The 6,666-nt window shown below is 56.7% G+C and carries 11 protein-coding genes and 1 pseudogene; 8 read left to right on the plus strand and 4 right to left on the minus strand.

The genetic code is table 11. The features are described 5' to 3' along the window. Window positions 1–49: 49 nt before the first annotated feature. A pseudogene (locus ACI3K0_RS28700) lies at window positions 50–370 on the plus strand (ATP-dependent DNA ligase); the annotation flags it as partial. 245 nt (window positions 371–615) lie between these two features. On the opposite strand, the gene ACI3K0_RS28705 reads toward ACI3K0_RS28700, so the two are convergent. Together ACI3K0_RS28705 and ACI3K0_RS28710 are read right to left on the minus strand one after the other, a co-directional pair. After that, window positions 616–822, minus strand: coding sequence for a hypothetical protein (locus ACI3K0_RS28705; protein ID WP_148148403.1), 207 nt, complete (start codon window positions 820–822; stop codon window positions 616–618). Window positions 823–832: 10 nt separating this feature from the next. Beyond that, entirely contained in the window at window positions 833–1,018 is a 186-nt protein-coding gene (locus ACI3K0_RS28710) for a hypothetical protein (RefSeq protein WP_148148404.1), read from the minus strand. Between the two features lie 203 nt (window positions 1,019–1,221). On the opposite strand from ACI3K0_RS28710, the gene ACI3K0_RS28715 reads away from it, so the two are divergent. Genes ACI3K0_RS28715 through ACI3K0_RS28725 form a run of 3 tightly spaced genes read left to right on the plus strand, consistent with a single transcriptional unit; the run spans window position 1,222 to window position 3,277 of the window. Further along, the gene (locus ACI3K0_RS28715; protein WP_404946818.1) at window positions 1,222–2,127 is read left to right on the plus strand and encodes a Ku protein; all 906 of its coding nucleotides are present in this window, start codon (window positions 1,222–1,224) and stop codon (window positions 2,125–2,127) included. 12 nt (window positions 2,128–2,139) lie between these two features. Continuing rightward, entirely contained in the window at window positions 2,140–2,952 is an 813-nt protein-coding gene (locus ACI3K0_RS28720) for a Ku protein (RefSeq protein WP_206829431.1), read from the plus strand. 1 nt (window position 2,953) lies between these two features. After that, window positions 2,954–3,277, plus strand: a complete 324-nt coding sequence (locus ACI3K0_RS28725; RefSeq protein ID WP_206829430.1) for a hypothetical protein — start codon at window positions 2,954–2,956, stop codon at window positions 3,275–3,277. A gap of 325 nt (window positions 3,278–3,602) precedes the next feature. On the opposite strand, the gene ACI3K0_RS28730 is transcribed toward ACI3K0_RS28725, so the two are convergent. Beyond that, the gene (locus tag ACI3K0_RS28730) at window positions 3,603–3,806 is read right to left on the minus strand and encodes a hypothetical protein (protein ID WP_206829429.1); all 204 of its coding nucleotides are present in this window, start codon (window positions 3,804–3,806) and stop codon (window positions 3,603–3,605) included. A gap of 55 nt (window positions 3,807–3,861) precedes the next feature. After that, window positions 3,862–4,041, minus strand: coding sequence for a hypothetical protein (locus ACI3K0_RS28735; RefSeq protein ID WP_206829428.1), 180 nt, complete (start codon window positions 4,039–4,041; stop codon window positions 3,862–3,864). Window positions 4,042–4,163: 122 nt separating this feature from the next. On the opposite strand from ACI3K0_RS28735, the gene ACI3K0_RS28740 reads away from it, so the two are divergent. From ACI3K0_RS28740 to ACI3K0_RS28755, 4 genes are all read left to right on the plus strand, one after another. Continuing rightward, complete coding sequence (locus ACI3K0_RS28740; protein WP_404946819.1) at window positions 4,164–4,424, plus strand: hypothetical protein; 261 nt, start codon at window positions 4,164–4,166, stop codon at window positions 4,422–4,424. Between the two features lie 290 nt (window positions 4,425–4,714). Further along, window positions 4,715–5,446, plus strand: a complete 732-nt coding sequence (locus tag ACI3K0_RS28745; protein WP_404946820.1) for an alpha/beta fold hydrolase — start codon at window positions 4,715–4,717, stop codon at window positions 5,444–5,446. Between the two features lie 105 nt (window positions 5,447–5,551). After that, on the plus strand, window positions 5,552–6,223 hold the full coding sequence (locus ACI3K0_RS28750) for an SDR family NAD(P)-dependent oxidoreductase (RefSeq protein ID WP_183687430.1): 672 nt from the start codon (window positions 5,552–5,554) through the stop codon (window positions 6,221–6,223). After that, window positions 6,217–6,468, plus strand: a complete 252-nt coding sequence (locus tag ACI3K0_RS28755) for a hypothetical protein (RefSeq protein ID WP_148148414.1) — start codon at window positions 6,217–6,219, stop codon at window positions 6,466–6,468. The genes ACI3K0_RS28750 and ACI3K0_RS28755 overlap by 7 nt, the downstream gene beginning before the upstream one ends. Window positions 6,469–6,666: the final 198 nt, after the last annotated feature.

Genomic DNA, 6,666 nt, shown 5'->3' on the forward strand with positions numbered 1-6,666 from the left:
GCGTGGAAACGTATGGCCCGCCCTTCGTCGATTACGAACGATCGAGCGTGCCCGTGGAGGGATCGGCAGCCTGCTTCTTGCCGCTCGACGTGGATCAGTCTGGGTCTCGGTCGGGTCGGTCGGGTCGGTCGGGACCGGGTTCAAGGAACGCGATGCGGTCTATCTCAAAACGACGCTCGACAAGCTGAAGACGAAACAGCCGGTCGTGCCGATGACGGGAAAGAACCTCGTGTTCGCGCAGCCGACCTTGATTGCCGAGATCGAGTTTCGCGACTGGACCGATGACGGCAACCTTCGCCATGCCTCTTACAAAGGTTTGTGCGATGTTCAGGACAATGCCGCAGTTTTTGATATCGAGGACAAGCCCTGAAACGAAAAAGCCTGCCGCGGGAGGTGCGGCAGGCTTTTCGAATGAAGTGAACGACGACTGGGAGGAGGATGCCGCCATTCTGTCAGGAGCCCTTGGGAGGAGGAGTAGGCCACCTGAATGACGAAGCTTCGCGGGGAGGAGGTGCGTGGCTTCGTTGGACATCATCTAACCCGCCCAACGCTGCTTCGAAAATAGGCGATGCGACAGAACAGCTATGCCCGAAGCACATACCGAGCTAGCGGTGGTCAGGTTGCCGCCGGCCAGTCGTTCGCAGGCTCGTCAATCACACCGGGCTCATCCGCAGGATCTGGGTCCTCGTTATACGCGCGCCGCATATCTGCCAGTTCCTTCTCCATCGCCGCGATCACCTCGGGCGTTTTCGATCCGGCGGTTACGTAATAATCGACGAGCTGTTCTAGCTTAAGGCGAAGATCGCCTGCGATACTGGTCATGGTGCCACCCTCAATGTTTGGCCGGTCGATGATCGCCCTTATCGCCCTCGCCCGGTTTGGCCACGGTTTTGGCCTTCTGGCGCTTGTCGGCCGAAAGCGACCGCCCAACGTCGACGCTCTCCTTGAACTGGCCCTTCTCGTCACGGCGGACGTAGCGCTTGTCGGTCCCGGTATCGATCAGCTCTCTCTTCGACATCTGAAGTCTCCGTCGGTTGCGATATGCGGATAACTCGCGCGCGGCCGAAAAGATGCATCGAATCCAGAGGCTTGATTTGAATCTCATGGTTGTGGTGGAAAAATGAATCAAGCCATTGAAAATGATTCATTTTTCGAATCGGAACTGAGTGGCGACTGACGCAGTTGAATCGCATAGATTGCATCCTGTGCGAGGAGCTCGATATGGCCGGTCAGCGTGCTCAGTGGAAAGGTTTTATCAAGTTCGGTGAGGTGTCGTGTGGCGTAGCGCTTTACACCGCCGCCTCGACCTACGAGCGGATCACCTTCAACACGATCAACACCGCGACTGGAAACCGGGTCAACCGCGTGTTCATCGACAGTGACACGGAAGAGCCCGTGCCGAAAGAAGCACAGACCAAGGGTTTCGACATCGAGAATGGCCAATACATTATGATCGATCCGGATGAAGTGGCAGCCACCATTCCAGAAAGCAACAAGACGCTGGAGGTGGAAGCCTTTATTCCCTGCTCCGACGTCGACGATATCTACTTCGACAAGCCTTACTACCTTACACCGGATAAGATGGGCACGGATGCGTTCGCCGCTCTGAGGGACGGCATGCGCGAGTCCAAGGTTGCCGCAATTGCTAGGACCGTGCTCTTTCGGCGGATGCGGACCGTTCTCATCCGGCCGCACGGCAAGGGTCTGATCGCCACCACACTGAACTATGATTACGAGGTCCGCTCGTCGAAGAAGGCGTTTGAGGACATGCCGAAGATCAAGATCCAGGGCGAGATGCTCGATCTCGCCAAGCACATCATCTCGACGAAGAAGGGCGATTTCGATCCGGCGGTCTTTGATGACCGTTATGAGGCGGCACTCGCCGAGCTGGTGAAAGCCAAGATCGAAGGCAAGGCATTGCCCAAGCGCAAGAAAGTCGAGGTCTCCAAGCCTAACGATCTGCTCACGGCGCTGCGCGAAAGCGCCGGCCTCGGCAAATTCAAGGACGACAATTCGAAACGCACTGCAGCCAATGCCAACACAGGTGCTGGCAGGCAGCGCGCCGCGCACGGGGTGGCCAAGGGGTCCGCCGCTTCAAAAGCCGCCCCGCAGCGCAAGGCTGGATGAGGAGAAAAGTTCATGGCACTTCGGCCCTATTGGAAAGGCTATCTGAAACTTTCGCTCGTCACCTGCCCGGTCTCGATGATGCCGGCGACGTCGGAAGCAGAGAAAGTTCGGTTTCATACGCTGAACAAGGAGACTGGCAACCGCGTCGTCTCCCAGTACATCGACTCGGTCACCGGCAAGCCGGTCAAGGACGACAATGAGGCCAAGGGCTATGCCCGCGGCGAGAACGATTATATCATTCTGACCGACGACGATCTTGATGCGGTGGCGCTTGATACGGTGAAGACCATCGATATCGACAAGTTTGCACCCGCTGACAGCATCGAGTGGGTCTATCTGGAAAAACCGCATTACCTGATGCCGGACGATCCGGTCGGGCATGAAGCCTTTGCCGTGATCCGGGATGCAATGAAGGCAGACAAGGTCGTCGGTATTTCGAAGCTGGTGATCGGCCGCCGCGAGCGCGCGGTGGTGCTTGAGCCCCGCGACGATGGCATCGTGCTCTGGTCGCTTCGCTTCGGCGATGAGGTACGGCCAGAGGAAAACTATTTTGAGAATATCGATGCCGAAGCGGATAGAGAACTCATTCCCCTCGTCCAGAAGCTGATCAAGCAGAAGACGGCGCGGTGGTCGCCGGAAATGGTCAGCGATCCAATCCAGGAGAGCCTGCTCAAATTGATTGAGCAGAAGAAAAAGCAGCTTAAGGCAAAGAAGCCCTCCAAGGGCAAAAAAGCGGAAGCGGCACCAGCTTCGAATATCGTGAACATCATGGATGCTCTACGGAAGAGCGTTGAGGCAGATCTCAAGAAGAAGAAAGCCAGCTGATATGCAGGAAGAAACCGAGATCCGTCTGTGTGAACCCGCACCGTTCATTCATTTCGAGAACGGGCAGATCGCCGTCACCGATGGCTCATCCGTCTGGCTGGTCATCGTCACGTGCGAAGCGATGAAGGCAACAGCGGCTCCACCAGAGAAATCTTTGCGGCGGCTCATCCGCTACGCCGAATTTTATCGCGACTTGGCGGCGACTGGCATAAGACGCGGCGAGGATGTAGATGGGAAGGTATGGGTGCGCGAAAGCGACGTACTCGCCGCCCGAGCATCGCGTCGCGCGATAGCCCAGGATCCGCGGGCGTTGGATAGCGTTTGAGCAGCGAGCGTCCTTCATTCCCTCGCACGCCGGACGGTCGATATATGGTCGTGCGTAGTCGGCTTTGGCGGGTCAGCAATCCACATTTAGCAGATTCCGAACGACAAGCGCTCGTCTCGGAGCTGATGGCTGCACGTAGGGCTGTCAAAGATGTGAAGGGTGATGTCGAGAAGACGAAGATTGCTCGCCAGCGCGTGGAAGCCGCGAAAATCTGTCTCGGGGAACGTGGCCCCGTTTGGTGGAGCGATGGTGAGCCGGACTACAATCGAAAGTTTGCCAGGAACACGCCATATCGGGATTGGTTCGAAAGCTTGACGCGGTTGCCTTAGGGTTTAGACCCGCCCGACGGGTTAGAGGGAGCCGCAAGGTTTTCCGGCTCACCCTGGGCTGGCGCCGACACAGATGCGGTCGTTCGAGGATCTGTCGCGGGGCCGATCAGGTAACTTGCTGCAATCGCCGCGACGACAACGATCATAGCGGTTGCTCCGAGCCGGGCTATCCGCTTGTTCGTCCGGTTGGTATCACTCATCTCGCCTCCTCATACTCATACTCATACTCAAACTGCTCTTCCTTTGGACACAGCCTCAACTCCCCGGCGACGGTTCTGCCGCCTCTGCGCCAGCCTGCCCGGTGTTCGGTACATCTTCGCTGCGGGATGTTCTATCCCCGCTCCCTCTCTCTTCCTGCCGCTTCAAATCGCGCTCGATGGTCTCGCGCGAGCCTTCAGCAGGATCCTGCTCAGGGTGGTCTTTCGGGTCGGTCATCTTCGTATCTCCTCTGTCTGTGTCGAACCCGATCCACGGCCGAAAAGTTCCGCCAGAAGACGCGGATTGATTTCGTCATCTTCAGTGCTTGACTGCGAACTGGCAGGCGAGATCTCTTGGTTATGAAACGGATATCCCCGCCCACGACCAACCAGCAGCCTGATCGATTCCTGCAACGTCAGGAAGCGATGGCGGGCGGGTTCACCAATGTCGCTATGGCCGCTGTTGAAGCCGGCTGGAAGCCTGAAGACGTTGCATCGGCTATGGTGGAGTTGGCCGATCATATGATGCTGGGCGTTATTGCCAACCGCGACCTCGACCAAGACCTTTCGATCTGGGCAAAAGAACTGCCAAAGGGCGCAATGTTTAACGCTCGGATTTAGACAATCGGGACGTCGCCAGCTTTTCGGGATACTGCGAATTCGACGACTGCAAAGAATGGGGATGCTACGGCTTTGAGAAAAGCCGTACCGTCACGCGCTGGTTCTGCTCCGAGCACCAGCCTCGCCTTTATCGCGGACTGCCTCGGCATGGTGAGGCAAGGCTCGCTGCAGCCGAGATCGCCGACATGCTGAAGTGAATTACCCACCAGGCCGGAGAATTGCGTGGACTGGGTTGTTTAAACGCAAGCGCATGTGCCAACTTAAACAATCGTCTAGGAGGAGGTGAACGGATGAAACCATGGATTTTATCTGCGGCTTTGGTTGCCGCGTTGGGAACGTGCACGGTTGGAGCGGTCCACGCCGAACAGGTGGCGACGACATCGACAGCAGCCGTGAAGAGCGACCTCAACTACCTTATGTACACGCCGGATGGATATGAGGCTTCGAAGGACACCTACCCGCTCGTTGTATGGCTCCATGGAGGGGATCAGGGCGGAAACGACATCGAGAAGGTCAAATCGAGCGGCATCCCCAAGCTGATTGCAGGTGGAAAGCAATTGCCGTTCCTTGTCTTCTCGCCTCAGAACCCGAGCGAGGAACTGCTCTATCCAATAGAGAAGGTGGAAGCGGCGCTTGAAGAGGTTATCTCGAAATACCGGGTCGATAGCTCCCGCATCTACGTCGTTGGCTATAGCCGGGGCGGTTTTGGGGCGTGGGCCTTGGCTGAGCAGTTCCCCGAAAGGTTTGCCGCCGTGGTTCCTATCGCAGGCGGTGGAAACCGCCACTATCTGAACAGGACGAACGAGAAGGCTGCCTTCTGGGTCTTCCACGGCACAAACGACGACGTCATTCCGCTGTCTGATTCGGTAATCATGTATGAGCGCCTCAAGTCCCTGAAACGTGATGCACGGCTCTCGGTCTTGGAAGGTGTAAGCCATTCTGACGTAGAAATGTCAGCGCTTAATGACCCGGAACTATGGGATTGGCTGCTGAAGCAACGTCTTGCGGTTGCCCCCAAGTAGTCTGCCCGCCGCTGTGTCCTCTCTACGCGGCTGGGAAAGTTCGATCTCGATGGTCTTCTCTGGTAGCAAATCCTACAAGGACGGTGCCAATTGCAGTCTCTACCCATGGGTTTCCGAGCAGTAGTGATCGGCGCAAGCGGAGGAATTGGGTCGGCTATCTGCAGCCATTTGAGCGCGCAGCTGAACGTTGGCGACGTCGTAGCGTTGTCTCGAAGCAGTGGCGGCCTTGACCTACTTGATGAGGGAACGGTTGCCGCTGCGGCTGAAAAGCTATCGGGGAAGGCATTGGATCTTATTGTCTGTGCGACTGGAGCCTTGACGATAGACGGCCGCGGGCCGGAGAAATCTCTTCGGGAAATAGACCCAGACGCAATGCTTCGTCAGTTTCATATCAACGCAGTTGGTCCGGCACTCGTCGCAAAGCACTTCTTGCCACGGCTCAATCGTCAGAGCCGATCCATCGCGATTTTCCTTTCGGCACGAGTAGGCTCGATCGGCGACAACCGACTTGGTGGCTGGATTTCGTACCGATCTTCAAAAGCCGCGCTCAATCAGATCGTAAGGACGGCCTCTATCGAGCTATCGCGGACTCATCCTCAGGCAGTGATAGCCGCCGTGCATCCAGGCACCGTGCAAACAAGGCTATCAGCCCCTTATTCTGACAAACACCCGACAGTCAGTTCGGATGAGGCCGCAACATCAATCCTTCAAGCTGCCGACCATCTTGATGAAACTGGCAAGTTCATCGCCTATGACGGGAGGAGCATCGAATGGTAACGATGACCATCGGAGACCTCATCGATCTGTACCGTCCACATTTACTCGATGAGACAGTGGGGGTGCAGAGGAGTTGGGAGGATACGTTCAAATACACGCTCAAAGTCTATCCGAAGGACACGCCGTTGGAGGCCTTTGATCTCAACCATCTGGCTGCTGAAATGAAGGCCTCGGGCGTGAATAACGCTTTCGTAAACGGCTATATCGAACGTTGGCGTCGCGTGATCGCGCACATCAGAGTTTGAAGGGTGATGTCACCTTAACTTGAATTCGGATGCGTGGGAGACTTCTGCCTTGAGGATCGACCTCAGGCCATGGCTTCGGCTGCAACTTTCCACTCTGCGATCGCCTGGATACGGTGAACGCGGTTTTGGAATGCGGAGCGTTGCGAAAGGGTTTGGACGAAGTGGTTACGAACGGCGGAGAAGACAGACACGAAGCGC

The organism is Rhizobium sp. ZW T2_16, from assembly GCF_044987325.1.
In the GTDB taxonomy this organism is placed as follows: domain Bacteria; phylum Pseudomonadota; class Alphaproteobacteria; order Rhizobiales; family Rhizobiaceae; genus Neorhizobium; species Neorhizobium cellulosilyticum.

Bases quoted from the DNA above. Each gene is read 5' to 3' on its own strand.
- ACI3K0_RS28725 (WP_206829430.1), top strand. From the start codon at position 2,954: ATGCAGGAAGAAACCGAGATCCGTCTGTGTGAACCCGCACCGTTCATT.
- ACI3K0_RS28750 (WP_183687430.1), top strand. From the start codon at position 5,552: ATGGGTTTCCGAGCAGTAGTGATCGGCGCAAGCGGAGGAATTGGGTCG.
- ACI3K0_RS28710 (WP_148148404.1), bottom strand. From the start codon at position 1,018: ATGTCGAAGAGAGAGCTGATCGATACCGGGACCGACAAGCGCTACGTC.
- ACI3K0_RS28715 (WP_404946818.1), top strand. From the start codon at position 1,222: ATGGCCGGTCAGCGTGCTCAGTGGAAAGGTTTTATCAAGTTCGGTGAG.
- ACI3K0_RS28730 (WP_206829429.1), bottom strand. From the start codon at position 3,806: ATGAGTGATACCAACCGGACGAACAAGCGGATAGCCCGGCTCGGAGCA.
- ACI3K0_RS28740 (WP_404946819.1), top strand. From the start codon at position 4,164: ATGAAACGGATATCCCCGCCCACGACCAACCAGCAGCCTGATCGATTC.
- ACI3K0_RS28735 (WP_206829428.1), bottom strand. From the start codon at position 4,041: ATGACCGACCCGAAAGACCACCCTGAGCAGGATCCTGCTGAAGGCTCG.
- ACI3K0_RS28745 (WP_404946820.1), top strand. From the start codon at position 4,715: ATGAAACCATGGATTTTATCTGCGGCTTTGGTTGCCGCGTTGGGAACG.
- ACI3K0_RS28720 (WP_206829431.1), top strand. From the start codon at position 2,140: ATGGCACTTCGGCCCTATTGGAAAGGCTATCTGAAACTTTCGCTCGTC.
- ACI3K0_RS28705 (WP_148148403.1), bottom strand. From the start codon at position 822: ATGACCAGTATCGCAGGCGATCTTCGCCTTAAGCTAGAACAGCTCGTC.
- ACI3K0_RS28755 (WP_148148414.1), top strand. From the start codon at position 6,217: ATGGTAACGATGACCATCGGAGACCTCATCGATCTGTACCGTCCACAT.